At 32.7% G+C, this 25,035-nt stretch carries 20 protein-coding genes; 9 read left to right on the plus strand and 11 right to left on the minus strand.

From position 1 onward, the window contains the following. Nucleotides 1–78: 78 nt before the first annotated feature. The 4 genes from AC2A1C_RS09495 to AC2A1C_RS09510 form a co-directional block, all read right to left on the minus strand. Entirely contained in the window at nt 79–1,521 is a 1,443-nt protein-coding gene (locus tag AC2A1C_RS09495) for a TolC family protein (protein ID WP_484025472.1), read from the minus strand. After that, on the minus strand, nt 1,508–4,702 hold the full coding sequence (locus AC2A1C_RS09500; RefSeq protein WP_484025473.1) for an efflux RND transporter permease subunit: 3,195 nt from the start codon (nt 4,700–4,702) through the stop codon (nt 1,508–1,510). Before AC2A1C_RS09500 ends, AC2A1C_RS09495 begins: the two co-directional genes overlap by 14 nt. A 109-nt stretch (nt 4,703–4,811) precedes the next feature. Further along, nucleotides 4,812–5,894 (minus strand): efflux RND transporter periplasmic adaptor subunit, encoded by a 1,083-nt coding sequence (locus AC2A1C_RS09505; protein WP_484025500.1) that lies wholly within the window; start codon nt 5,892–5,894, stop codon nt 4,812–4,814. 133 nt (nt 5,895–6,027) lie between these two features. Then, a complete protein-coding gene (locus AC2A1C_RS09510; RefSeq protein ID WP_484025474.1) occupies nt 6,028–6,411 on the minus strand; it encodes a hypothetical protein in 384 nt (127 codons plus the stop codon). 173 nt (nt 6,412–6,584) lie between these two features. Between AC2A1C_RS09510 and AC2A1C_RS09515 the strand changes: the two genes are divergently transcribed. Continuing rightward, nucleotides 6,585–7,196 carry a 4'-phosphopantetheinyl transferase family protein gene (locus tag AC2A1C_RS09515; RefSeq protein WP_484025475.1) on the plus strand — a complete coding sequence of 204 codons (612 nt, stop codon included), beginning with the start codon at nt 6,585–6,587 and terminating at the stop codon, nt 7,194–7,196. Here the strand turns inward: AC2A1C_RS09515 and AC2A1C_RS09520 are convergent. From AC2A1C_RS09520 to porU, 3 genes are all read right to left on the minus strand, one after another. Next, nucleotides 7,183–9,429, minus strand: coding sequence for an FUSC family protein (locus AC2A1C_RS09520; RefSeq protein ID WP_484025476.1), 2,247 nt, complete (start codon nt 9,427–9,429; stop codon nt 7,183–7,185). The two genes, AC2A1C_RS09515 and AC2A1C_RS09520, sit on opposite strands and share 14 nt — an antisense overlap. A gap of 74 nt (nt 9,430–9,503) precedes the next feature. Then, nucleotides 9,504–10,667: a type IX secretion system outer membrane channel protein PorV gene (gene porV, locus AC2A1C_RS09525; protein ID WP_484025477.1), complete on the minus strand. Its 1,164-nt coding sequence runs from the start codon at nt 10,665–10,667 to the stop codon at nt 9,504–9,506. Between the two features lie 23 nt (nt 10,668–10,690). Then, nucleotides 10,691–14,539: a type IX secretion system sortase PorU gene (porU, locus tag AC2A1C_RS09530; protein WP_484025478.1), complete on the minus strand. Its 3,849-nt coding sequence runs from the start codon at nt 14,537–14,539 to the stop codon at nt 10,691–10,693. A 161-nt stretch (nt 14,540–14,700) separates the two neighbouring features. On the opposite strand from porU, the gene gldJ reads away from it, so the two are divergent. Next, nucleotides 14,701–16,308 (plus strand): gliding motility lipoprotein GldJ, encoded by a 1,608-nt coding sequence (gene gldJ, locus AC2A1C_RS09535; protein ID WP_484025479.1) that lies wholly within the window; start codon nt 14,701–14,703, stop codon nt 16,306–16,308. 63 nt (nt 16,309–16,371) lie between these two features. Then, nucleotides 16,372–17,643 carry a UDP-N-acetylmuramoyl-tripeptide--D-alanyl-D-alanine ligase gene (locus AC2A1C_RS09540; RefSeq protein WP_484025480.1) on the plus strand — a complete coding sequence of 424 codons (1,272 nt, stop codon included), beginning with the start codon at nt 16,372–16,374 and terminating at the stop codon, nt 17,641–17,643. A gap of 2 nt (nt 17,644–17,645) precedes the next feature. Here AC2A1C_RS09540 and AC2A1C_RS09545 read toward each other — a convergent pair whose 3' ends face one another. Then, entirely contained in the window at nt 17,646–17,981 is a 336-nt protein-coding gene (locus tag AC2A1C_RS09545; protein ID WP_484025481.1) for a helix-turn-helix domain-containing protein, read from the minus strand. Between the two features lie 300 nt (nt 17,982–18,281). Here AC2A1C_RS09545 and AC2A1C_RS09550 point away from each other — a divergent pair, with 300 nt between their 5' ends. The 3 genes from AC2A1C_RS09550 to AC2A1C_RS09560 are packed head-to-tail and all read left to right on the plus strand — an operon-like array spanning nt 18,282 to nt 19,947. Then, a complete protein-coding gene (locus AC2A1C_RS09550) occupies nt 18,282–18,956 on the plus strand; it encodes a hypothetical protein (protein ID WP_484025482.1) in 675 nt (224 codons plus the stop codon). Between the two features lie 45 nt (nt 18,957–19,001). Further along, nucleotides 19,002–19,541, plus strand: coding sequence for a thioredoxin domain-containing protein (locus AC2A1C_RS09555; RefSeq protein ID WP_484025483.1), 540 nt, complete (start codon nt 19,002–19,004; stop codon nt 19,539–19,541). Continuing rightward, nucleotides 19,534–19,947 carry a hypothetical protein gene (locus AC2A1C_RS09560; RefSeq protein WP_484025484.1) on the plus strand — a complete coding sequence of 138 codons (414 nt, stop codon included), beginning with the start codon at nt 19,534–19,536 and terminating at the stop codon, nt 19,945–19,947. Before AC2A1C_RS09555 ends, AC2A1C_RS09560 begins: the two co-directional genes overlap by 8 nt. Nucleotides 19,948–20,046: 99 nt before the next feature. Here the strand turns inward: AC2A1C_RS09560 and AC2A1C_RS09565 are convergent, their stop codons facing one another. After that, a complete protein-coding gene (locus AC2A1C_RS09565; RefSeq protein WP_484025485.1) occupies nt 20,047–20,655 on the minus strand; it encodes an NUDIX hydrolase in 609 nt (202 codons plus the stop codon). Nucleotides 20,656–20,687: 32 nt separating this feature from the next. Here AC2A1C_RS09565 and AC2A1C_RS09570 point away from each other — a divergent pair, with 32 nt between their 5' ends. Continuing rightward, nucleotides 20,688–21,074, plus strand: coding sequence for an SRPBCC family protein (locus tag AC2A1C_RS09570; protein ID WP_484025486.1), 387 nt, complete (start codon nt 20,688–20,690; stop codon nt 21,072–21,074). A gap of 27 nt (nt 21,075–21,101) precedes the next feature. Here the strand turns inward: AC2A1C_RS09570 and AC2A1C_RS09575 are convergent, their stop codons facing one another. Further along, nucleotides 21,102–22,151 carry an anhydro-N-acetylmuramic acid kinase gene (locus tag AC2A1C_RS09575; protein WP_484025487.1) on the minus strand — a complete coding sequence of 350 codons (1,050 nt, stop codon included), beginning with the start codon at nt 22,149–22,151 and terminating at the stop codon, nt 21,102–21,104. A 175-nt stretch (nt 22,152–22,326) separates the two neighbouring features. On the opposite strand from AC2A1C_RS09575, the gene AC2A1C_RS09580 reads away from it, so the two are divergent. Together AC2A1C_RS09580 and AC2A1C_RS09585 are read left to right on the plus strand one after the other, a co-directional pair. Further along, complete coding sequence (locus AC2A1C_RS09580) at nt 22,327–22,821, plus strand: RNA polymerase sigma factor (protein WP_484025488.1); 495 nt, start codon at nt 22,327–22,329, stop codon at nt 22,819–22,821. Beyond that, nucleotides 22,814–23,488: a beta-carotene 15,15'-monooxygenase gene (locus tag AC2A1C_RS09585; RefSeq protein WP_484025489.1), complete on the plus strand. Its 675-nt coding sequence runs from the start codon at nt 22,814–22,816 to the stop codon at nt 23,486–23,488. The genes AC2A1C_RS09580 and AC2A1C_RS09585 overlap by 8 nt, the downstream gene beginning before the upstream one ends. A gap of 13 nt (nt 23,489–23,501) precedes the next feature. Here the strand turns inward: AC2A1C_RS09585 and rpoN are convergent, their stop codons facing one another. Next, on the minus strand, nt 23,502–24,980 hold the full coding sequence (rpoN, locus tag AC2A1C_RS09590; RefSeq protein ID WP_484025490.1) for an RNA polymerase factor sigma-54: 1,479 nt from the start codon (nt 24,978–24,980) through the stop codon (nt 23,502–23,504). Between the last annotated feature and the right edge of the window lie 55 nt (nt 24,981–25,035).

Here is a 25,035-nt window from a genome sequence, read left to right on the forward strand (position 1 = left end):
CGAAGAATAGAAATAATGTAAATTAAAAAATGCTTTCCGGAATTTTCAGAAAGCATTTATTTATCAATTAGTTATGTGTTATTTCCAACCGCCACCTAAGCTTTTATAAATATCTACTACTGTACTCAGTTGTTTTTCTTTTGCCTCTACTAATTCTAATTTGGCATCCAGAGCATCTCTTTGATTCAATAAAACTTCCAAATAATCTGCTCTTGAGTTTCTGAATAGCTGATTAGCAATATCAATAGACTGATCTAAAGATTTCGTCTCCTGAAATTTCAATTGATAATAATGGTCTATATTTTTCACTTTAGACATCAGATTTGCTACATCTAAGTAAGCGTTTAGAATGGTTTTATCATATTCATATAAAGTCTGGATTTGCCTTGCATCAGCAGCTTGAAAGTTTGCTTTTATGGCACTTTTATTAATAAGTGGACCAGCCAATTCCCCAGCTAAACTATACGCCATAGATTCGGGTATTTTTACTAAATATGAAGGTTTAAATGCTTCTAAACCTAAAGTTGCCGAAATTTCCAATGAAGGATAGAATTCTTTTCTGGCTGATTCTACATCTAATTTGGCTGCTTTTAATTCCAATTCTGCCTGCTTAATATCAGGGCGGTTTGCCAATAATTGTGACGGAATCCCGGTATAAACCGTTTGTGGAATAGTAGACATAAAACTTTCTTTTGCTCTTATAATTGGCTGAGGATAACGACCTAAAAGTGCATTAATCTGATTTTCTTTTTCAGTAATTTCCTGACGAATAGTGTATTCTGCCGCTTTAGATTTTGCTAATTCAGCCTCAAATTTCTTTACGGCCAATTCTGTTGCAGCAGCAGCTTCTTTCTGGATTTTAGAAATTTCCAATGCTTTTTCCTGTAGTTTAATATATTGCTGAAGAATATCTAATTGATTATCAAGTGCCAACAATTCATAATAATTATCTGCAACTTCGGCAATTAAATTAGACAATACAAAATTTTTCCCTTCAACAGTAGAAAGATAATGGGCAATAGCCGCTTCTTTTTCAGTTCTGAGTTTTTTCCAGATATCAATTTCCCAATTTGCCATCAGTCCGCCTTCAAAATTGGTAAGCGGATCCGGCGTTTCTTTTCCAGGTTCGATCTCGGTAGTTGCGTCACCGGCTCCTGTGCTTGTATACCGACCGGGTTTGTCTACACCAACTCCTAATTTTGCAGCAACAGTAGGATTTAATTTTCCTTTTTTAGCCAAAACACCGCTCTTTGCAATTTCAATTTCCTGTAAAGTAATGAGCAACTCCTGATTATTTTTTAAAGCAGTTTCAATAAGATTTACCAGATTCGGGTCTGTAAAAAATTGCCTCCACGGTGTAGTTCCACTATTTGTATTAGCATCTTGCTGTTGCTCCTGATTAAAATTTTGAGGTATGTTTTCTTTTACTTCATCTTTAATAACAGTTGCCATTGGAGCTTTACAGCTTGCTAAAACTAATGCTAAAGTAATAGTTACTAAATATTTATTATAAATCTTCATATTTGTTATCATGTTGATAAGGTTCAGTTTGTTCAGTTAAAGGATTTTCTTCTTCATATCTTGCCAATTTGGATTTCTCTGCTATTCTGCCGAAAATGTAATATAATCCGGGAATTATCAACAAACCGAAAATAGTTCCTATGAACATACCACCTGCAGCCGCTGTTCCGATGGTTCTATTTCCTATAGCACCCGGTCCTGTTGCAACAACCAGCGGAATTAACCCGGCAATAAAAGCAAATGAAGTCATCAAAATTGGGCGGAAACGAATGGCAGCTCCTTCAATAGCAGCTTTAGCCACAGAAATATTTTCTTCAGCTTTTTTCTGAACAGCAAATTCTACAATAAGCACCGCATTTTTTCCTAAAAGCCCAATAAGCATTACCATTGCTACCTGTGCGTAGATATTATTTTCCAAACCAAGAAGTTTTAAACATAAAAATGCTCCAAAAATCCCTGTTGGTAATGAAAGAATAATAGGTAAAGGAAGTATGAAACTTTCATATTGCGCTGAAAGAATTAAATAAACAAATCCTAAACAGACTAAGAAAATAAATACAGCCTCATTTCCGCGTCCTACTTCATCTTTAGAAATCCCTGCCCAATCAATACCGAAACCTCTTGGAAGTGTTTTGTCTGCCACTTCCTGAATGGCTTTAATGGTTTGTCCACTACTGTAACCCGGAGCCGGAGTTCCACTTACTTCTGATGCGTTGTACATATTGTGTCTTGTAATTTCTGACAAGCCGTACACTTTTTCAAGTTTCATAAAATCTGAATACGGAACCATTTGGTCTTTATCATTCTTTACATAAAGTTTTAATAAATCACTTGGTAAAGCCCTGTATTGTGGGCCAGCCTGTACAATTACTTTATAAGGTCTGTCAAAACGAATAAAACTTGTCTCGTAGTTAGAACCAATCAATGTAGATAAGTTATCCATTGCTTTTTCAATACTTACTCCTTTTTGCTCAGCAAGATCATTATCTATTCTCAGCATATATTGTGGAAAACTCGCCGAATAGAAAGTAAATGCGGAACCTAATTCCGGACGTTTCTGAAGCTCTTTCACAAAGTCATTACTTACCTCTTCCATTTTGTGATAGTCTCCACTTCCTGCTTTATCCAGCAAACGAAGTTCAAAACCTCCTGCTGCACCATATCCCGGAATAGATGGAGGCTGGAAAAATTCTATATTGGCTCCCGGAATATCTTTAGCTTTTTCTTCCAGCTTTTCAATAATTTCTGCTGCTGATTCTTTACGGTCACTCCAGTCTTTAAGATTTATTAAACATGTTCCGGAGTTAGAACCGGTACCTTCGGTAAGAATTTCGTATCCTGCAAGAGAAGATACCGATTGTACTCCATCTATATCTTCCGAAGCCTTCTGTAGTTGCATTGCAATTTGGTTTGTTCTTTCCAATGTTGATCCGGGAGGTGTTTGAATGATGGCATAAATCATTCCTTGATCTTCGGCTGGAATAAAGCCTGTTGGTAGGCTATTACTTAAAAAGAATGTACATGCACAGAAAATCAATAATAACGGAAGTGTTATAAATTTTTTGGTAACAGTTTTATTCAGCATCTTCTCATATCTTCCCGCTCCTTTTGTAAAAATATTGTTGAAACTATCCAAAAATCTATTTACAGGAGTTTTCTTTTTCTCTTTACCATGATTATTTTTCAGGATTAAAGCACATAAAGCAGGAGTCAATGTTAAAGCAACTACTCCAGAAAGAATAATGGAAGATACCATTGTAATTGAAAACTGACGATAAAAAACTCCTACTGGTCCTGACATGAACGCCACCGGAATAAATACCGAAGCCATTACCAAAGTAATTGCGATAATTGCACCACTAATTTCGTGCATTGCTTCTTCAGTGGCTTTTAAAGGTGAAAGATTTTTTTCTTCCATTTTGGCGTGGACGGCTTCAATAACTACAATCGCATCATCCACAACAATACCGATCGCCATTACCAAAGCAAAAAGTGATATCATATTGAGTGTAATTCCGAATGCAGACATGATTGCAAATGTTCCTACCAAAGAAACTGGTACAGCCAAAGTCGGGATTAAAGTTGAACGCCAATCTCCCAAGAAAAGGAATACTACGATTGCCACTAAAACAAACGCTTCAAATAATGTATGAACTACCTTTTCTATGGAAGCATCCAAAAATCGGGAAACATCATAACTGATATCATAATGCATTCCTTTTGGTAAATTATTTTTTTCAAGATCAGACATTAATGTTTTCACATTTTTGATCACCTCGTTTGCATTAGAACCGTAAGACTGTTTGATGGTAATCGCTGCCGATGGCTTTCCATTCAAAGTAGAATAAATATCATACATTGAGCTTCCGAATTCAATATCGGCTACATCTTTTAAACGGACAAATTCTCCGTCTGGTTTTGCTTTCAGGATGATATTTCCGTAGTCTTTTTCATTGTTATAACGTCCCGGATATTTCAGGATATATTCAAAAGATTGGGAACGTTTCCCGGAACTTTCCCCCGTTTTACCTGGTGATGCTTCTAAACTTTGTTCGTTTAGCGATTCCATTACTTCATCTGCGGAAATATTATATGCTGTTAATCGATCTGGTTTCAGCCAAATACGCATTGCATATTCACGGGTTCCCAAAATGTCTGCTTCTCCCACTCCTTTGATTCTTTTAAGCTCGGAAAGAATGTTAATATCTGCATAGTTGAAAAGGAATTTTTGGTTGGCTTTTGGATCGTCGCTATACAGATTTATGTACATCAACATATTAGGCTCTTCACGAGTGATTTTTACGCCTTCCCTTACTACAATCGGCGGCAATTTATTTACAGCAGAAGATACATGGTTCTGAACGTTTACCGCTGCTACATTCGGATCAGTTCCCAAATCAAATACTACCTGAATGGAGGCTTCACCATCATTTCCGGCATCTGAAGCCATATATTTCATTCCGGGAATACCATTTAAAGATCTTTCTAACGGAATTACTACAGATTTAACCAGTAATTCGTTATTTGCACCTGGATATTCAGCGGTGATATTTACTTTCGGTGGTGAAATTGTTGGAAATTGTGTTACCGGAAGTTTTACTAATGACAATATTCCTACAAATACTATAATCAGAGAGATTACAATAGACAGAACAGGTCTGCGAATGAATTTCTTAAACATAAAATAATTATAAATAATAAATTATTAATGATAAATGATAAATGATAAATGATAAATGATAAATGATAAATGATAAATCAGTTATCGCTTATCAATTATCATTCACTTTTTACTCTGCTTTTAATTTCAACGATTGAAGAACTTTTCTCGGATTCTGAAACTTCACTTTTACTTTTTCATCATCTTTTACTTTTTGAACTCCTTCTAAAAGAATTTTATCTCCTTCGGAAAGCCCTGAAGCAACTACATACAAATCAGGAAGTTCATGAGCTATTTTTATATTTTTTGATCTTGCCACTCCATTTTTATCTACTACAAAAACATATTTCTGATCCTGAATTTCATAAGTTGCTTTTTGCGGAATAATTAAAGCATTTTTCAGTGGCAATGTCATTTGTACCTTTCCCGTTTCGCCATTTCTTAGGAGATTATTAGGATTTGGAAATTTTGCCCGGAAAGCAATATTTCCTGTTTCACTATCAAATTCTCCTTCAATAGTCTGGATTTCACCTTTTTGAGGTAGCGCTTCTCCGTTTGCCATAATTAAGGTTACTTCCTGACTTCCTCTTTCTGAAGCATGCGTCTGATAATTCAAATATTCCGGTTCAGAAACATTGAAATAGCTGTAAATATTAGTGTTATCGGATAAACTCGTTAATAAATCTCCTTCATCTATCAGACTTCCCAGTTTTAAAGGAAGCCTGTCAATAATTCCCGAAAAAGGAGCTTTTATATCAGTAAATGATAAATGAATTTGTGCCAACCGCATTTCGGCATTAGCAGCATCAAGTTTTGCTTTAGCCATTGCTCTTTCGTTTTTAGAAACAATGTTGTTACTGGCTAACGTACTTGCGTTTTTTAATTCTATTGTTGCCTGTTCTACTTCTGCTTTGGCTTTCATTAGTTCAGCCTGATAAATTTGAGGCATGATCCTGAATAAGGTTTGTCCTGCATGAACATATTGACCTTCATCTACATAAATATTTTGAAGGAATCCTTTTTCCTGTGCACGAATTTCGATGTTTTTAACAGACTGAACTTTCGCAACATACTCTTTGTTGATAATGGTATCCATTTTCAATGGAGTAGTAACGGGATACATACCGATTTCTTCTTTTTCTTCTTTTTTGCTGCTGCAACTAAAAAACAGCAACATTGTGCCCAATACTGCACATGATGCAACTTTCTTCATCATAAATCTATTATTGATAAAATTTAAATTTTAAAGTAAAATAAGGATACGAGGTTGTTATGATCTGTATAAATCACAACGCAGAATATTTTGCCCTGAAAACAGAACAAAAATTGTAATAGAAAGAAGTGGTTTAAATTCTAATAGAACGTATTAAAATATACCTCTTTACAGAAGAAATATTTAATACAAAATCATAAATATATTTTTTAAGTCGTTTACTAAAGTGTAAACCAAAAACATATAAAAAACTGAAAACTCCTGCAAAAACAATTACAGCTTGTATATTTTCTGATAATTGAAAATCATCTTCATCTATTTCTAAAGAATCAGCTTCTAAATCAATATTGTGTTGTGAAGATATTTTTTCTAAAGTTTGATTAGGATGTTTTTTTTGTACAGAATGAGAAGATATATTTTGAAATCCGGAATATTGTTGAAAATCAACATAGCTTTTATTTTCTACTATAAAAAGCAGAAAAATACTCATCAATAAATAAACAATTCCTTTTCCCATTTTGAGACTGCAAAGTTAATAGGAGAAATTAAATAAAAATAGCTATTAACAAACTTTAACGAAAATTAAGATGTTTTTTTCAGGCTTTATCAAAACTCTAAAAACTAAAATATTATTATAACAATCTGGGTTAAGTTTTCTTTTTATAATTTTATGGCTTTAAAAAATTACTAATGCCCTTATATAAAGATTTCTCTGATAAAAAAGCTACCATTTTGCTTTGGAAGTATGATGAAAACGAAATACTGGATGAAAAGGAACTTCTGGAACCGGAGAATTATGAAAAATTTAGAAATTACCATCCCAAAAAACTTCTGGAAGCATTAATGGTAAGGAAGATTTTAAAGAAAATTTTGCCGGGCTACAAAATTTTTTACAATGAAAATGAGCCGTACATCGTACCCAGAGATTTTGAAATTTCGATTACTCATTCTTTTCCTTATGCAGCTTTGGCGGTATCAGATAAAAAAATAGGAATAGATATAGAACCGTTCAATTCTAAAATTTTAAGAATTAAAGAAAAGTTCATTTTTCCTGAAGAACGAGAATTTATTCCTGAAGAGGAAGAAGTAAAATTTCTCACGGTAATCTGGAGTATCAAAGAGAGTTTGTATAAAATTCATCATTCCAACTACTGGTCGCTGAAAAAGCATTATGAAGTGAAACCTTTTACGTTTGATGAAAGAGAGTGTATCAAATGCAGGGTTCATGATCAGAATTTTTCGGATGAATTTTGTGCGCGTGTTGTTTTTTTTGATGATTTTTGTCTTTCTATTGTGGATTAGTTTTATAATAATTTTCTACCACTTTTCTTTGTTCTTTGGCTACATCATAGATAAGTTCTAAAAGCTCCAAAATATTGGTGAGTGTTGCCAATTTTGTAATTTTCTGCATATCACGACGATCGTAAAAAAGATCATTATCAAGTTCGGTTTTTCTTTTTAAGAGAAGATTTTCTACATGATCTTCAGGTTCTATTTTATAAGTACCACTTAGATTTTCAGATGTAGTTTCCTCATTTAGAATCTTATCGGTTTTGATAAGTTCAGAACATATTTTGGTTTTCCAACTTTCAAAATCAATTTCTGGATATTTTTCCCCATCTTTTGTATACTGCGAAAGGGAAGCTATATAAGCAATAAGAAGGTGCGAAGTAGCTACAAATTGGTGTATGGTTTCCAATTTTTTCTGCTGATTTTTGGGATCGGAGATCATTCTTTGGAAGTTATCCGAAAGATTAGCAAGATTCACCAAAGATTCTTTTCTTTTTAATTTATATTGCTGAATTTCAGAATTTTCAGTAAGGATCTTTTCAAGTACAATTTCAAAATAAGCAAGACTGCTTTTTGCGGATTTTTTCATCAGATCCAGAGTTTGTGTATGTTCCCAAACAGGAAATACGAAATAAGCTACCAAAAAGCAAATGACGCCTGCAATGGCAGTATCGAGAATTCTGTCTTTAAAGATAAGATTGATATTTCCTGGTCTCAAAAAATTGAATGCTAAAAAGATGTAAACCGTCATAAACAGAACTGCCCAAAAATATTTAGCTTTTAAAAAGCTGAAACATAGAATCATACTTGTAAACAAAATGATAAATAAAATCGTATTGTTATCTATAAAATATAAAATTCCGTAAGCGGTAATAGCTCCCACAACAGTACCATACAATCGAAGCAAATTCCTGCTTTTTGTAATGGAAAATGCGGGCTTCAGTATAGCGGTAATAGTAATCAGAATCCAATAAGAATGCCCGATTCCCAAAAATTTGAATTTTGAAAATAAGTATCCTAAAAAAAGAGCAATCGTAATACGAATGGAATGCTTGAACAAAGCAGAATCTAACGAAAGATTATCTCTAAGAACCTTAAAGGAAAGTTTTTCTTCTTTTGGAAGAAATTTTTTGTAGTCCAATCCTGTAGAAAGACTTTTTGCGAGTTCTGGGTTTTGTCTGTCGATTAAAAAAATGCTATTTACATCGTCTGTAATTTCAGTAATCCGCATCAAAATTTGTCTTAGTATAAGAAAGTTTTCCAGATTTTCTGATGTAAGTTCCCGATTTCTAAACTCAAAATATTCTTCATAAACTTTGTTTAGTTCACTTTTCAAATCAATGGAATGTTTTGCTTTAATGCCTCTTTGCAGCGCAATTCCGATTTCTGAAATTTCCTGAGAAAGAGTGATTAAATAATTGTGTATATGTTCTAATATTCCTGAATTTCCAAAATTTTCCTGAATTTTTCTGTAATCATTTTCGGATGTCATGAGCTTTTCATGCAGATCCAGAGAACTTAGAAACATGAGCATCAATAGTCGGGAAGTGGTAGTAGATTCATTTACTATTGTGCGGGTACGGAAAACAGTATCACGCGTTTCTTCCTGAAGATTTTTTATTTTTATTTGCTGTGCAATTACTTGAGAAAAAAGTGAATCGTAATCTGGATTTTTAAGATAAAATTTTGCTTTAATTTTTAGAAAATCTGCAAGTTCCAAATAATTTTCACCAATCATTTGTCCTGCCAGTTTATAAGGCTGTATAGTAGAAACGATCATGAAAATAATAACAAACCAGCTGCATCCTGCCAAAAATATCAGCATACTTTGAATTATATTTTCACCCGTTAAATGCCCATCAATAAAGATACCTAATACAACTAACGAAAGCGAACCAACTGCGGCCAAACGCTGCCCATAAACGCCAATCATGGTATAAAGCATTCCGAAAAAAATAATTTCCAGAAATACGAGAATTTGAAAATTTTTAAAAATACTTGCAACTAAAGCTACCAGAAAAAAAGATATGACGGCAGTAATCAGTGCATTTCTTCTTCTTATATAAGGACCAGGCTGATCTGTAAGTCCCACAAAACTGGTTCCAAGCGGAAAGAGAAAATAATCCTTCAGCAAACCAAAATGGGCAAGAATAACACTCGGTATCACAATAGCCAAAGCAATACGAACACCGGAATAAATATATTGGCTTGTAATAAATTTTTTAAATTCCGATGTGTAATTCATTTTGCAAAATTATTGAATTTAAAGCACAAAAAAAGTCCCAAAACAGGGACTTTCAAATTATATCTTTGTTTGGTTTAATAATCTTGTGCATTACTGGTTTCTTCCCCAATATTCCATGTAAGACCAAAACGAAGGGTATTATCAAGTGCAGTATTGATTTTCGAAGTATTTATAAGATAAGATACGTCCAATCCAAAAGACTGATATTTTAATCCGATTCCGACAGTACCATATTGTCTTCCTCCTTGTTCAGCACTTTCATGGAAATATCCGCCTCTTAGAGAGAAAGCATTATCGTATTCATATTCTACAGCACCACTCATCATGATACTTTTTTTATTGCTGAAAGATTTTCCAATACCTTCAATTACTCCTACATTTGGAACATCATAGATAGGATTTCCGTTGGTGTCTTCCCCAACAATTTCAGGACCCGGAACTAAAATTTTAGATGCTTCAAAATTTACTCCGACTCTGTTCAGATCATCAATGAATAAATCATATCCCGCTCCTAATCTTGCCATTGTTGGAAGATAAGATCTGGATTCTTCATCACCTGTATAATCCAATCTTGGTCCTAAATTCTGAATAGCAAAACCAGCTCTTGCTCTTCCTTCATAATCTCCGAAACTAGTATGTTTTGGCGATAGGTAGTACCCGGAAACGTCTACAGCAAAACTATTGGCTGGTTTCAAAGTGTTATCAGAATTGAATCCACCTGATAAATCAGAACGGATATAACGTCCTGTTACAGCCATGGAATAATTGTCTGCTAATTTTAGTCCATATGAAATATCAAGGGAAAATTCATTGGGTTTTGCAGTACCTTCTTGTACTACTTCAGTACCAACAAGACGTGTAAGATCTACACTTCCCATGTTGAAGTAATAAATACTAGCACTAATGGTAGATCTTTCTTCTTCTCCTAAAAATTTGTGATATGCTGCATACAATAAGAAAACATCATTGGTAAGTTTGCTCATATAAGGAGTATAATTTATACCAATTGCTGATGATGTTCTGCTGAACGGATATTTTGCGGCATTCCAGAATTGAGAAAAAGCATCTGAAGTAGTAGCAACACCTTGATCTCCCATACCTCCAGCTCTTGCATCAGGAGAAATTCTTAAAAAAGGTGCACCGGTAAGTACAGGACGAATATCTCCAAGATCCTGTGCAAATCCTGTAATTCCTAATCCTAATCCAAGACCTAAAAATAGTTTTTTAGTAAATGTCATAAGTTTGTGTTTATCGTTGTTTTTTATTTTAAAAGTACCATTTTTTCTACAGCTGTTGCACTTCCTTTGCATTTATCCTGATCTTGGCTTTTGGCAAATACTTTAAAAATGTATGTTCCTTTTGCTACTGTATCACCAAAATCATCTTTACCATCCCATTCTATTGCAGTTCTCGGGGTACGAAAACCTTCTAAAAATGGTTCTGCAGTTACAGTATTGGATAAAGTTCTTACTAATTTTCCTGTAATAGTATAAATCTGAACATTTACATCCAGAACATCATCACAATTGTGCTCAAACTGTATATATGTTTTATTTGTAAAAGGATTCGGCCAATTTAGTAATCTATTTACGACTAAATTTTGATCAGATTCATCCTTAACTATAAAGTTTAACGTTTCAGTGGTGGAATTATTGTTTATATCCCAAATTTTAAAAGTAAGTTGATGTTCACCAGGTGTCAGATTTCTAAAAGGGTAGGTTACCACTCCTTTTTGATAATCAGCAAGATTTGGATTCACACATCCATTACTTTCTCCTGAAAAAAAGAAATCGTTAAGAACCACTGTATTAATAATTTGTCCATCAAGATAAGTTGTGATGTCATGTCCAATTCCGGAACCTGTAGAATTGATCCCTTTATCATCTGTAACACAAGCCAAAAGCATAGGATTTTGATCTGTAATACCTCCATTGGCAAAACCTGTATTATTCATATAGAGATTTACGTGTGGAGCTTGGTTGTCATTAATTCCATCAGGATTAATTCCTCCAATTTTTTGAATCTGATTATTGAAGACATCGTATGATTTATTATCGGCATAGACAAGCATTCTTCCATTACCAATTTCATAATTTATATCTTTGGGAACATAAAACTCTATGGTGTAGTTTCCATTTACAACCGTTGCTGAAGATTTTACAATAGGACTTCCTTCTTCTATATAAGTTAGATTATTGTCTAGAGTTTTCTTTGTTAGTTTTTTATCAAAGATATTAATAGCAACTCTACCATTAAAAGTATCATCTAAAGTTCCATCAGTTTTTTGTACACGGCCTTTAACTTTAACAAAGTCTAAAGCCCTGATTTGTCCCGGAATAGGTGTTTCTATTTGATCAATAACTAATCTTCGTTCTGGTCGGCTAATTTTTCCGGCAGGATCTCCAAGGAAATTTACTCTTAAGTGATCAGATTGTATCCCTTTTTCAGTTTTAGCTTTTAGGAAAGTATCACCGAGCGTACCAAATTTATCATCTGTAAGTAAAAATATATTTTTTATCAAAAAACTAGTGAAGTCTTCACCATAACCAATTCCAATTTTTCGGCTGGATGTTATCATTGTGGCAGCACCACCTTGTTTGCTTTTTAGAAATTGTTCTCCTGCAGAAGACGTTTCAGGGTCATCCCATAAAGTAAACTCACATGTAATTGTAGAAACAACAGGAAAACGAGAGTATACGTTATTATAATTGTTAAAATTTTGGATCTCTGTAAGTGTAAGAAGCCGTGCTTGTCCCCATCCATTAACTCCTCCATGTCCAAAATAAAACAAAAACAAACTGTTTCCTACATCATTAAAAATGGCCTGATTTACTTGAGGGTAACGTGTTCCTCCTGAAGAAATTTCCGGGGGGAAAGAATCAGCGTACAATTTTCTTAAATTATATTCCTTTTTATCACTTGAGGATTCAAAATTAGTTTGCAAAACATTATTTACAATATTTGGAAATGGACCTTCTTTTTTGTTATCAACTACAAAATTCATTTTCATTCTCCATTCTCCAAAAGGAGTAGATTGTCCGGGTAAAGCGTTGTAATATGCTAATGTTTTGTCAATGAATAATTTCGCTTCCGCTAGATTAGCAGCAGGTAATCTTCCTACTGGGATGTCTGGTAGAAAATTTGTAATATATGCCACATTAGTAGGATTTTGCAGTGCTGTCATTCCATAATAGTCATCAGTTACAAAAGAATAGGTAAGACTTCCACTTTCTTCACTTTGATAGGCAGGTACAATATCTCCACCCGACGATCTTCCTCTATAATCATAAGAAGTATCTCCAAGAATAAAAATATATTTTAATGTTTCGGCAGAATTGAGTTTCATTGCAAAATCTCTTATTGCGGTAATGTCTTTTCTACCACTGCTGAATTCATTATAGATTTTATTTACATCTACTACAGCCACATTATATTTTCCTTGATAATAATTGGCAAGTCTTTGTGCCTGTCCAAGAAGTTCAGGCGTGGATATCATGAGATACTGAACATTTTGTAATCCGGACAAATCCTGATTTTCAATTTTTCCTACAAATTCCGGAGTATATGCAGATGCACTATTAAAAGCTATAAACTCATTGTTAAAGACATCACTATTTGCAATATATCCGAAATTGAATACTGACGTAGAACCGGATTTATTTACTTTTCTGGTAGCTGTTGTAATATCAGAAACATCCCAAACTTGTTCCAATCCTGAAGTATTGCTAATGCTAAAACTATAACTTTCACCAGAGCCTTCTTCTATATCGTACTCCCGAAAACTCAATTGCTGACCATTGTATTTTAAATCTTCATTATACTGAACTTCGGCATAATCAAAAAAAGTTCTTCCGTTGGGATTGGCAGATGTATTAGAAGTTATATTGATTGTGAGTTGGTTTCCTGAAAAATTAGTTGATGCTCCCTCATATGAAATTAGAGAAAACTCAATATCATTTCCATTGGTGAAGGTTTGCGAATTTTGACCATTAAAAGTAAATGTTGTTTTGTTTTTTTGAGAATTATATCCTATAGCTTGGGCTCTATAAATGATAAGGTCATCATTTTGTATAGGAGAATTTGTGGTAAATGTTATTGTTTTTGTGTCATTAAAAGCATCTCCAGCCCATATTCTACCGAATTTCATCAGATTAAATTTTTCTTCATTGATGACCTGATAAGCATCATACCTGGTAATAAGATCAGAAGAAAGAGGTGTGTCCATATCCTGAACTCTTTTTCCTGGACCTAGATCAAAATTGATAAAATAATAGGAATAATCATCATAAATATTGACAACATTATTAGACTGATCTTTTCTTGTTTCTGTCCTTTTATGCCCATTACCATTTGATTTGGAGTAAAGATTATAACCATGAGGACCTTGTGCATAAAAAAGAGCATAATCATTATCATTCCATGTTCCGTCTTCACCGCCAATTACCTGAATAGCATTTTCCTGTAAAGCAGAATATCGTGGATCACTATTGTACTCCGGAAGCATATGGCCGCCATTTCCATATATTCTAAAATTTTGAGGATTGATACTGGATGGATTAATTCCGTTTGCTTTTAAAAACTGAGAAGTTATTTTAAAAATACCTGATTTATCTACTTTTATTTTATAAAAAGTTCCTGTTTTCAAAGGATTTTCAGTAGTTCCATATTTGCTTGGGGAATTTGGGATTGGCTGATTATCCGGTACAATATCGAAAGATACTAAATGATAAATTTCATTTTTTTCAAATTTCAAAGTAGAAACTTTAAGAAAACCCGTATTGGTGTTATCATATTTGTTAAAATATGAAGTAAAAAAACTTTCATTTTCTTTAGGAAGACGATTGGGATCTAATTGGAAAATATCTTTTTGAGCAATTTTTTCCCATTTTAAATTTTGTACTTTTTGTCTCTTATCAGAATTTTTAAAACTTACAGAGTAATAAATATTTTGATCCTGATAAGAAAAACCTTCATTAGTGAAAAAAGGAACTATTTTTTGTTCTGTTCCGTAATCTACTGAAAATGAGCCTTTCCAATTCAGCTGGATAGTTTGAGAATAGAGCAGAGTAGTGAAAAAGCAGAGTAAAATTAAGGTTGAAATTTTGTTCATTATGTTTCTGATTTTCGTGATTACAAATTAAACGAAAATTTTAAAAATATAATATGATACAATAAAATTAATTTGTACACGTTTTGCAAAAAAATCAATTCATTATTTGATTAATTAAATTATTTATTTTTTCTTTGTACTCTGAAAATTCTATATCAACTATGAATAAACTGAAGTTGTTTTCAATAATTGCTTTAAGCACGACAATGTTTCTGGTAAGCTGTGGAGGTGGCAGTGGAGCTAAAAAAGGTGGTGGAACGAAAAGGTTTACCAGTAAAACCGGATGGAAACCTAATGATCAGAAAGGATGGTTTTTTACCGGCAAAAAGCAAAAGCAGAAAGGTTGGCCAGGAATGGTTTATGTGGAGGGAGGAACTTTTACCATGGGATTGGTAAAGGATGATGTAATGCATGATTGGAATAATTCTCCAAGAAGAATGCAGGTAAGTTCTTTCTTCATTGGGGAAACCGAAATTACGAACTACGAATACCGTGAATATACAACATGGCTAAAATTTGTATTCCCACCATCAGATCCTAGCTTTAAAGAAATTTATACAGGAGCGCTACCTGATACTCTGGTTTGGAATAATAAACTTTCCAGAAATGATTTTGCAGAAACTTATTTCCGTTCTCCGGAATTTGATTATTATCCTGTAGTTGGAGTTTCTTGGTTGCAAGCTACCAAATATTGTGACTGGCTTACAGATAGAGCGAATGAAAGAGAATTGATGAATCAAGGTGTGATTTCTAAAGATTTCTACTCTAATGAGAGTAATAATCAAGGAAGTTCTTCTTTCTCGCTTGATAAATATAAAGCTAATGATCCGGAAATGCAATCGTATGTAAACGAGCAAAGATTAAAGCAAAAAACGGGTATCAAGACATCCAATCAAAGAATTCTTTCAGCTAATCGTAATTCAACCGCTGGAATGGTAGAAAAATTCAGACTTCCTACCGAAGTAGAATGGGAATTTGCTGCACTTGGACTTCAAAAAGAGAGAGAGTACAATATGTATCTTGATAAAGAACCTGAAATTGGAAAATTGAAAGGTAAAAAAGGAAGAGATAGAGGTATGTATCTTGAAAACTTTAAACAGGGAAGAGGTGACTATTCCGGAGTTGCGGGCTGGAAAAATGATGGTTCTCCTACTACTTCTGATGTAAGACAATATCCTTCGAATGATCTTGGAATATTTGGAATGTTTGGTAATGTAGCTGAATGGACAGCAGATATCTACAGACCAATTATAGATGATGAGGCAAGTGACTTCAACTACTATAGAGGAAATGTGTCACAACAAGTAGTGAAAAATGCAGACGGAACTTACAAAAAAGTAGAAACTGTAAAATATGACACTCTTGCAGACGGACGTTTGGTATACAAAGGACTTCCTGGTCAGTATGAAAGAGAAACTGTTGCAGATAATAGAAATTTCAGAGATGGAGATTTCCAATCTTCTCTTGATGCAGGATATGGAAGAGCACAAGATAGTACCAATGCAAGCTACAATATGTACAACTCTAAAAAGAAAAGATTTATTGTAGATGAAAAAGGAAGAGTAATTCTTCAAAAAGATAGAAAATCAGCTACTACTCAAGTTTCTGATGAAGTGAGAGTGGTAAAAGGTGGTTCTTGGTTAGATGGTGCATATTGGTTGGATCCGGGACAAAGAAGATTTAAAGATGAGAATAGAGCTTATGGTTGGATCGGTTTCCGTGTTGCACAAGATGCTAAATCTAATGGAAAAGGCAGATCAAAACGATAAAATTTATTTAAAATAAAATAAAAAATCCTTCCAAATATTCGGGAGGATTTTTATTTTTGGAAGATGAACGTAGAAACATTTTACCCTATTTATTTGCAATCTGCAAAAACGGTAATAGACAGTAGAAAAATAGAATCTGGTGATATTTTTTTCGCATTTTCAGGCGAAAATTTTAATGCAGCAGAACTGGCCGAAGATGCGATAAATAAAGGTGCTTTAGCAGTAATTGTTGAGCAACAGAAGTATGAGAACAAAAACAAAAATATTTTTTATGTTCCCTCCACTTTAGAGTTTCTTCAGGATTTGGCAAAATATCATAGAGATCAATTGGATATCCCTGTTATAGGATTGACGGGAAGTAATGGAAAAACAACAACGAAAGAATTGATCCATGCCGTTCTTGCCGAAAAATACTCTACACAATATACGTTTGGAAATCTAAATAATCATATTGGTGTCCCCTTAACAATACTTTCTATAAAACCTGAACATCAAATGGCAGTAATAGAAATGGGTGCCAATCATCAAAAAGAAATCGAAATGCTTTGCAAAATAGCGAAACCAAATTTTGGATATATTACAAATTTTGGAAAAGCACATCTTGAAGGTTTTGGTGGTTTTGAAGGAGTTATCAAAGGAAAATCGGAGCTTTATCAATATCTGATTCAGAATAATCAAACAATTCTTGTGAATGAAAATGATGAAATTCAGGTAGAAAAAACAGAAAGTTATAGTAAAAAGATAACTTTTGGAAAACAAGATTCTGATTACTATTTTGAATATTTTTTGGATAATAATTTTATAGGATTAATATTCGAAAATGAAAAAGTCTACTCCAAATTGACGGGTGCTTACAATTTCAATAATCTTTCTGCGGCTGCAAGTTTTGGTCTTCATTTTGGAGTCAGTTTTTCTCAAATAAAGCATGCTATTGAAAATTATACTCCCACAAATATGCGCTCTCAGGTTGTACAAAAAAATGGGAAAACTTTGGTTCTGGATACGTATAATGCAAATCCGAGTTCAATGTCTGAGTCATTGAAAAATTTCAGCATATTTAAAGGAAGCAAAACCATTATCATTGGTGATATGTTAGAACTGGGAGATGAAAGCAAAAAAGAACATTCTGCCATTCTTGAGCTTGCAAAAGATTTAAATTTTGATGAAATTATTACTGTTGGAAAAAACTTTAAAGATGTGAATGAAGATACTTTAAGTTTTGAAAATTCAATAGATTTATCAAAGTATCTTCAAAATCATCCTTTGACTTCTGATAATATTTTATTGAAGGCTTCTCGTGGAATTGCTCTGGAAAAAGTGCTGGAATATATTTGAAATTATTTTTTTTCTTCTAAAAGTTTTCTTAGAAAGGCAATTTCGTCTTTTAAACTTGTAATATGTTCTTTTTCATTATTTTGAATTAAAGTTCCTGTTTGAACATTACTACCGTTATTTTCATATAAAATATTTCCTGCTTTTTCACCAAATAAAATAGAAATTGAAACATTTAGAACTTCCGCAATTTTCTGTAATTTAGGAACTGTAAGACGATTGTCATCTTTTTCCAATCTACCATAACTACTTTGTGTAATTTCCAATTCATTAGCCATATATTCCTGTTTTATTCCTTTTTCTTCTCTAATTTTTCTAATCTTAGTTCCTATTGTATTCATTTTTTAAATATTTTTATGCGTAAAAATACTATTTTTATTTATCTTTTGCTACTTTTGGATAAAAATATAAGCATAGTTTCGTGTTGGTAGAAAATTATAAATCGTTCATCTGGTAATCACTATCAAAAACATACATGAAACAGAAAAAAGAACTAATGAAATTGATTGATTTATTGATAGGAAATAAGCAGAAACGGCTGTCATTTTTGAAGCAAATTAGACTTTTCTTCCAAAGGTCGGACAAGCCGAAACAGCGACCTAAAATTTTTCTGAAAGTAGGAAACTTATAAAATTTTATTTATGAAAAGAAATTTTTTCAATTTATTTTTACTATGCTCTTTTTTATCAGTTAATATGCTTTTTTCACAAACAGATAGAAGAAAAATTGGCTGTTACACAACTACCTGCTGTGAAGTGTTTGGAGTTGGAATAAACATTATTAGTACAACACATTGTCACTATATTTACACATCTCCTAAAAACGGAAGTTCTTTAGATGGTTATTCTAGTACATTAAATTCATCTGACTCAAATCAAAAAATCAATCAGAATTCAACAATTAGGCAAGATGTTATAATGCCTCAATTTAGTAAAAGTGATAAAGAAATAGCGTTTATTCCGCAAGGAAGCTATTCTGTTGCTAATAACGAAATAAATTACGAAGTTTCATTTACTGATAAAATTAAGAAGGCTTGTTGGTCGGAACATGTTACAGGGCAAGTTTTTGGTAATGATGTCGATTACACAGTAACTATTTGTGCATATTATTGGTCTTTCAATAAAAATGCTAGTTTATCAATTAAGCCATCATTTACTAAGGGACAATTAGAAGAAATTAGAAAAAATAATAATATATTCAATATAAGCAGGGATTTAACTTTAAAGAATAGCGAAATTTCTTATACATTGAGAGCAGGAAATTATTATTTAAACGATGATAATTCGATTTATTTGATTAATACAACTTTAAATTAATAAGCTAAGAAATTGGGCTTTCGAGCCCAATTTATAATTAAAATTATGAAAAAAACAATCATTTACATTTTAGTTTTTGTTGCAGCGATTATTTTGTTTTTACAAAATTTTGGTTTTGAAATAGGAAATTTCAAAATAGGAAAAAAAATTGATACAGTTCAGATGGAAAACAGAACAGATATTGTCAATAGTGAATTTTCTGAAAAGATTTTAAAAAGTCAAAAACTAGTGATTATTAATGTATGGGCAACTTGGTGTAAACCATGCTTAGAAGAATTTACAATTTTTGAAAAGTTGAAAAAAGAAAATCCGTCTCTTGAATTTTATAGGATATCGGTTGATACCGATGAAGCAAAGCTAAAAAAATCATTAGCCAAATACAACAAGATTGAAGACATCACTTTTCAAAACTCAATCTATAGAAATGCTATAATAAATTTTTTGGAGGGTAAAAGTTTGCAATCAAAAAGTAGTAGTCAAATTTTACCAATAACCTACTTCATAAAAAACGGAAAAGTTGTTAATAAAATTGTAGGAAGTATTGATTATCAAGAAATGATTCAAAAAATAGACACTTATGAATAAGGATGCATTTATTGTTTTATTGCTGTTTTTTTCTTCACAATTAATATATTCTCAAACTACGGATTTTGACAGAGGATTAAAGATAGGTGAAATATTAGTAAATGGATTAACTGTTTTAAAAGGAGGCAAAGCAAATTTCAGCAGCAGTTCATCCTTAAAATCCCAATTTTGTGTAAAAAATAAACTGCCTGAAAAGATTCAATTCAAACTTGAAGGAATTGTAAAAAACGATGAAGATGAAGCATTAATAAAGAAAGAATTGATTATTCCAAATAATGGTAAAGAATGCTTATATGAATTAAATAAGCAGATATGGAACTATGAAATCATAATCATTTCGAAAAACGAAGTATTAAAAAAGGGTGAACTTAAAGTGGATGAAGACATGACAATAACAGTAAATTAATAAGAAATTTTCTATTTCCAAAAATGAAAAATTTCAGCATATTTAAATGAATTTGCAAAGGTCTCTCGTGGAATTGCTCTGGAAAAGTACTGGAATATATCAATTAGGATTCCAGTATTCATTCAGTATTAGTTCAATATTTTTAAAGGTTTTACCCAAAACATTTTTCTGAATATTTTCTTCATTTTTCCAAGAAACCTCAAGAATACCCTCCTCAATTTGAGGTTTGGGAGCTTCCGATCCTGTGTATTTCATAGAAAACCAATGGGTAGTTTTCAGGATTTTATCGCCGTTTCTTTCTGTATAAAGATGATATGTAGTATTTAGAAATTTTTGAATTTCAACTTCTTTTAGCCCGGTTTCTTCTTCTATTTCGCGTACAGCAGCCTCTTCCAGAGATTCTCCTTTTTCAATTTTTCCTTTGGGAAGATCCCATTTTCCGAGCCTTTTTATAAAAAGTATTTCGCCTTTTTCGTTTGCCACAATTCCACCGGCAGCTTCAATGATGCGGAACATTCCCGAAAAATCTCCCCACATTTTTTCCGTATCTTCATGGTAGATATGGATTTCCGGAGTAGAAGTATTTTCGAGCAAATCTATTGCAATTTCTAAAGTAGCTATATCATCATCATAATGAAATTTCTTTTTTACTTCCTCAGGAAATTTGCTTAAGGATAATTTTTTTTCATTCACGAAAACTTTATACATTTGTAGGGCTTTATAAACTACAAAAATATAAAATGAATTTAGAAGGAAGAAAAATAATTGTAAATAAATCGGTTTCTGAACTTGTAGAAATGCTGAAAAAACCAGAAGATTATAAAAATCTGATGCCAAGCTCACTGAACAAATTTGAAAGTACTGAAGATGGTTTTAAGTTTGCACTTTCCGGAATGCCGGAAATTGCTTTAAAAATTAATGAAGTTTCCAATGATAAGGTAGTTTTGACATCGGCCAATTCCAGCCTTGATTTTGCTTTAACAGGAACAATGAATCCTTTAAATGAAAATCAAACGGAAGTTCAGCTTTTATTTGATGGAAAATTTAATCCTTTCATCAAGATGATGGTAGAAAAGCCGCTTCAGAATTTCATCAATTCGCTTACAGACAATATTGAAAAACTTTAAAATTTAGGGAGCTGAAAAGCTCCTTTTTTATACAATAATTCCGGAGGAATGATCTTTAGAACTTCCCGTAGCTGAAGCCAGAACGTTGTTTTTGCCATTCATTCTGAGAATTCCCATAAATGCAAAAATCAGAGCTTCTTTAAATTCAATGATTTCCTTTTTCGGAATAATGATGTTTGAATCCGAATGTTTTTTTAAGAGTTCGATTAAATATAAATTATATGCGCCACCACCTGTAATTAGAATTTTTCGGAGATTATTTTTTTTGAAAACTTCCGAAATTTGTATAGCAATATGATGCGTAAAAGTAGCGAGTACTGTTTCAGGATTTTCTTCTGAAAGTAGGGGATGTACATATTGATCCAGCCATTCTACTCCTAAAGATTTTGGATGTTCTTTTGTGTAAAATTCTAAATTGTTGAGCTGATTCAGAAGATGGATATTAACAGTTCCCTTTTTTGCAATTTCCCCATTTTCATCAAAATCTTTTCCGAATTTTTTTGAAAATTCATTCAGAATTATATTTACGGGACAAATATCGAAAGCAACACGTTTTCCATCTTTTTGAAATGAAATATTGGAAAATCCTCCTAAATTAAGACATGCATCAAATTCAGGAAAAAGCAACTCGTCACCAATCGGAACAAGAGGAGCACCATTTCCGCCCATTAAAACATCTTGTGAACGGAAGTCATAAATGACAGGAATTTGAGTAAGTAATTTTATCGCTCTTCCGTCTCCGATCTGTAGCGTGAATTTTTTTTCCGGTTGATGAAAAACGGTATGTCCGTGAGAAGCAATGAGATCAATATTTTCAATAGAATTTTCCTGAATGAATTTTTTCACCATTTCTCCAAGATAAAAACCGTATTCCGAATTCAGTTCGAGAATTTGTGAGGCATTTTGACAGAAAGCATTTCTCAATTTATTTTCCCAATATGGAGAATAAGTAAAAGTTTCTGCTTTCAGTATTTCAAAATTCCAGCTTCCGTCTTTTTCAAAAAACCGGACATAGCAAATATCCAAACCATCAAGACTGGTTCCGGACATAAGACCAATTGCAAAAAAATCCATCATAAAAAATATATACGAAAGTATTAAAAAGTAATTAATTTCATCATAATTTGTGCTGTATTCCGAATGCTTGGATTCCGTATTTTTTTTATCCTTCTAAAAAAGTGAAAAGTGAGGAATGAAAAGAAGGAGTTTTGTATACAAATTTTATATCTTCGCTTTACAAAAAACAATTCAATTGTCTTCCAAAGAAAAAGAGTTTTCGCAGCTGATAAAGGATAATCAGGGATTGATTATCAAAGTTTCGCGGCTCTATACTAATACTTTGGAGGATGAAGAAGACCTGTTTCAGGAAATTGTGTTACAATTATGGAGAAGTTACGACTCATTCAAAGGAGATTCCAAAATTTCTACATGGATGTACAGAGTAGCTCTGAATACGGCAATTACCTTATTCCGCAAGAAAACCAAATCTCCACAAACGGATGAACTACAGGATTTTCACTACAAAGAATATCTTGAAGATGACGATGAAAAGCAGCAAAAAGTTTCGCTGCTGTATAAAGTTATAAAAATGCTTCCCAATGTGGAAAGGGCAATTGTGATGATGTATCTGGATGATTTGCCTTACAAAGATATTGCAGAAAATATAGGAATAACGGAGGTAAATGCAAGAGTGAAAATGAACCGCCTGAAGAAAACCCTAAAAGAACTCATGGAAAAACATGCCTGAATTTGATTTAGATAATTTTAAGAAAAGTTGGCAACAACAGGAGGTGAAGCCAAAATATGACAGCACTGAAATTCTTGGTATGCTGAACAGAAAATCCCGGAATTATGTGAAATATATTTTATGGATCAGTATTGCCGAATTTTTGTTGATTTTAGGAATTTCTTTTTATTACTTATACAAAGGTGATGAAGGAGATAGTTTCGTGCATATTCTTGAAAAAATGGGAGTAAGCGTTACCACTGAAATACACGATAATCTGAACAATTTTTATTTTGCAATGAAGGTTTTCAGTGTTGTGATTACTCTTTTCTTTGTAGCAAAATTTTATCTGAACTATAAGAAAATAAATGTAGAATCGAATCTTAAAAAGTTTATTCTTCAGATCATTACTTTCAAAAAAACCGTAAATATTTTTATACTTGTTAATATTCTGTTCCTTGTTTTTACTACTCTTATTCTGACATATTTTATGTTTCATGCACTTTCAATGCAGAATATAGAATTAGGTAATTCTAAATTTTGGATTCTTGTAATAGGATTGATATTTTCGCTGGTTTTCAGTACAGGATTAATTTGGTTGTATTATAGATTGGTCTACGGAATTATTATGAGAAGATTAGACAAAAACCTTAAGCAATTGAAAGAATTGGATTCTCAGGAAAATTAAGAATAGTTTTTCTTTATAATTTTTTTCTCAATCTTGCTACAGGAATATTAAGTTGTTCCCGATATTTTGCAATCGTTCTTCTTGCAATGTTGTATCCTTTTTCTTTTAAAATTCCTACTAATGCATCATCAGTATAAGGTTTTCTTTTGTTTTCCTTATCAATAGCTTCCTGAAGGTGGGTTTTGATCTCTTTTGTAGAGACTTCTTCCCCTTCATCATTAGTTAAAGAATCTGAGAATAAATCTTTTAGATACACAATTCCGCTTGGAGTATCGGCATATTTGCTTTTCACTACTCTTGAAATGGTAGAAATATCAAAACCGGTAATATCGGCAACATCTTTCAGAATCATTGGTTTCAGAGATTTATCGTCACCTGTAATGAAATATTCTTTCTGAATTTTAACGATTGCAGAAATAGTCTGAAGTAATGTATTCTGGCGTTGGTTGATAGCATCAATGTACCATTTTGCAGCATCTAATTTTTGTTTGATAAATAATGCTGCCTGCTTATGTTCTGCAGAATTTTTATCATGCGAGTATGTGGAAAGAATGTCTTTGTATTCTTCCGAAATTCTTAATGTAGGAGCGTTTTTACTATTGAGAAGGGCAGTAACTTCATATTGTCCTTTTTTATTTTCCTTTATCTGAATTACAAAATCCGGAATAATTTCCTGATTGATGGTAATGGTTTGTGTGTCAAAATTTCCGCCTACTTTAGGAGAAAGATGAGAAATTTCTGATAATGCATCTTTAAGATCTTCTTCATCCACATCATATTTCTGCATGATCTTGTTGTAATGCTTATTGGTTAAAGCATCGAACTGGTGTCTCAAAATATTTGCAGCTAAAGAAATAGCTTTGTCTGAACTTACTTTTTTCTCGATTTGCAAAAGAAGACACTCTTGTAGATCCCGAGCTCCAACTCCTGGTGGATCCAGTTTCTGAATATAATTTTCCAGAATTTCCTTTACCTTTTCCTGAGTGGTATAGATTCCTTGGGAAAAAGCCAGATCGTCTACAATAGATTTTATTTCTCTTCTTAAATATCCGTCAGTATCAAGATTTCCGATTATGTATTCTGCAATTTTCAGATCATCATCTTCGATGTTTACCATTCTGATTTGCTCAGTAAGATAGTCATGCAAAGTTTGACCTTCCGTTAATAAAGACTCATTATCAAATTCTTCATCATCCGCAGAATAATTGCTGGAAGCGGTTTTATAAGAAGGCTCATCATCAAAAAGATATTCATTGACATCAAAATCGGTTTCTATGCTTTCATTGCCTTCATCTTCGTACTCACTTCCCATATCTTCATATTCGGTTTCTTTCTCATCTTCAGCCACTTTTTCCAGAGCAGGATTTTCTTCAAGTTCACGTTCCAGTTCTTCTTCAAATTCTAAAGTATGAAACTGGATCAGTTTCATCAACTGAATCTGTTGAGGCGCTAATTTTTGACCAAGTTTAAGTTGAAGATTTTGTTTAAGCATAGATTTTTCAGATGAGTTTCATTAATACGAAATTAATGAATTTCTTTCATATAAA

The organism is Chryseobacterium sp. HNCC26DJ241, assembly GCF_057180505.1.

What these genes read in the sequence shown, in the direction of transcription:
- AC2A1C_RS09495 (WP_484025472.1), bottom strand. Translation starts at nt 1,521, where the DNA reads ATGAAGATTTATAATAAATATTTAGTAACTATTACTTTAGCATTAGTT.
- AC2A1C_RS09500 (WP_484025473.1), bottom strand. Translation starts at nt 4,702, where the DNA reads ATGTTTAAGAAATTCATTCGCAGACCTGTTCTGTCTATTGTAATCTCT.
- AC2A1C_RS09505 (WP_484025500.1), bottom strand. Translation starts at nt 5,894, where the DNA reads ATGAAGAAAGTTGCATCATGTGCAGTATTGGGCACAATGTTGCTGTTT.
- AC2A1C_RS09510 (WP_484025474.1), bottom strand. Translation starts at nt 6,411, where the DNA reads ATGGGAAAAGGAATTGTTTATTTATTGATGAGTATTTTTCTGCTTTTT.
- AC2A1C_RS09515 (WP_484025475.1), top strand. Translation starts at nt 6,585, where the DNA reads ATGCCCTTATATAAAGATTTCTCTGATAAAAAAGCTACCATTTTGCTT.
- AC2A1C_RS09520 (WP_484025476.1), bottom strand. Translation starts at nt 9,429, where the DNA reads ATGAATTACACATCGGAATTTAAAAAATTTATTACAAGCCAATATATT.
- porV (WP_484025477.1), bottom strand. Translation starts at nt 10,667, where the DNA reads ATGACATTTACTAAAAAACTATTTTTAGGTCTTGGATTAGGATTAGGA.
- porU (WP_484025478.1), bottom strand. Translation starts at nt 14,539, where the DNA reads ATGAACAAAATTTCAACCTTAATTTTACTCTGCTTTTTCACTACTCTG.
- gldJ (WP_484025479.1), top strand. Translation starts at nt 14,701, where the DNA reads ATGAATAAACTGAAGTTGTTTTCAATAATTGCTTTAAGCACGACAATG.
- AC2A1C_RS09540 (WP_484025480.1), top strand. Translation starts at nt 16,372, where the DNA reads ATGAACGTAGAAACATTTTACCCTATTTATTTGCAATCTGCAAAAACG.
- AC2A1C_RS09545 (WP_484025481.1), bottom strand. Translation starts at nt 17,981, where the DNA reads ATGAATACAATAGGAACTAAGATTAGAAAAATTAGAGAAGAAAAAGGA.
- AC2A1C_RS09550 (WP_484025482.1), top strand. Translation starts at nt 18,282, where the DNA reads ATGAAAAGAAATTTTTTCAATTTATTTTTACTATGCTCTTTTTTATCA.
- AC2A1C_RS09555 (WP_484025483.1), top strand. Translation starts at nt 19,002, where the DNA reads ATGAAAAAAACAATCATTTACATTTTAGTTTTTGTTGCAGCGATTATT.
- AC2A1C_RS09560 (WP_484025484.1), top strand. Translation starts at nt 19,534, where the DNA reads ATGAATAAGGATGCATTTATTGTTTTATTGCTGTTTTTTTCTTCACAA.
- AC2A1C_RS09565 (WP_484025485.1), bottom strand. Translation starts at nt 20,655, where the DNA reads ATGTATAAAGTTTTCGTGAATGAAAAAAAATTATCCTTAAGCAAATTT.
- AC2A1C_RS09570 (WP_484025486.1), top strand. Translation starts at nt 20,688, where the DNA reads ATGAATTTAGAAGGAAGAAAAATAATTGTAAATAAATCGGTTTCTGAA.
- AC2A1C_RS09575 (WP_484025487.1), bottom strand. Translation starts at nt 22,151, where the DNA reads ATGATGGATTTTTTTGCAATTGGTCTTATGTCCGGAACCAGTCTTGAT.
- AC2A1C_RS09585 (WP_484025489.1), top strand. Translation starts at nt 22,814, where the DNA reads ATGCCTGAATTTGATTTAGATAATTTTAAGAAAAGTTGGCAACAACAG.
- rpoN (WP_484025490.1), bottom strand. Translation starts at nt 24,980, where the DNA reads ATGCTTAAACAAAATCTTCAACTTAAACTTGGTCAAAAATTAGCGCCT.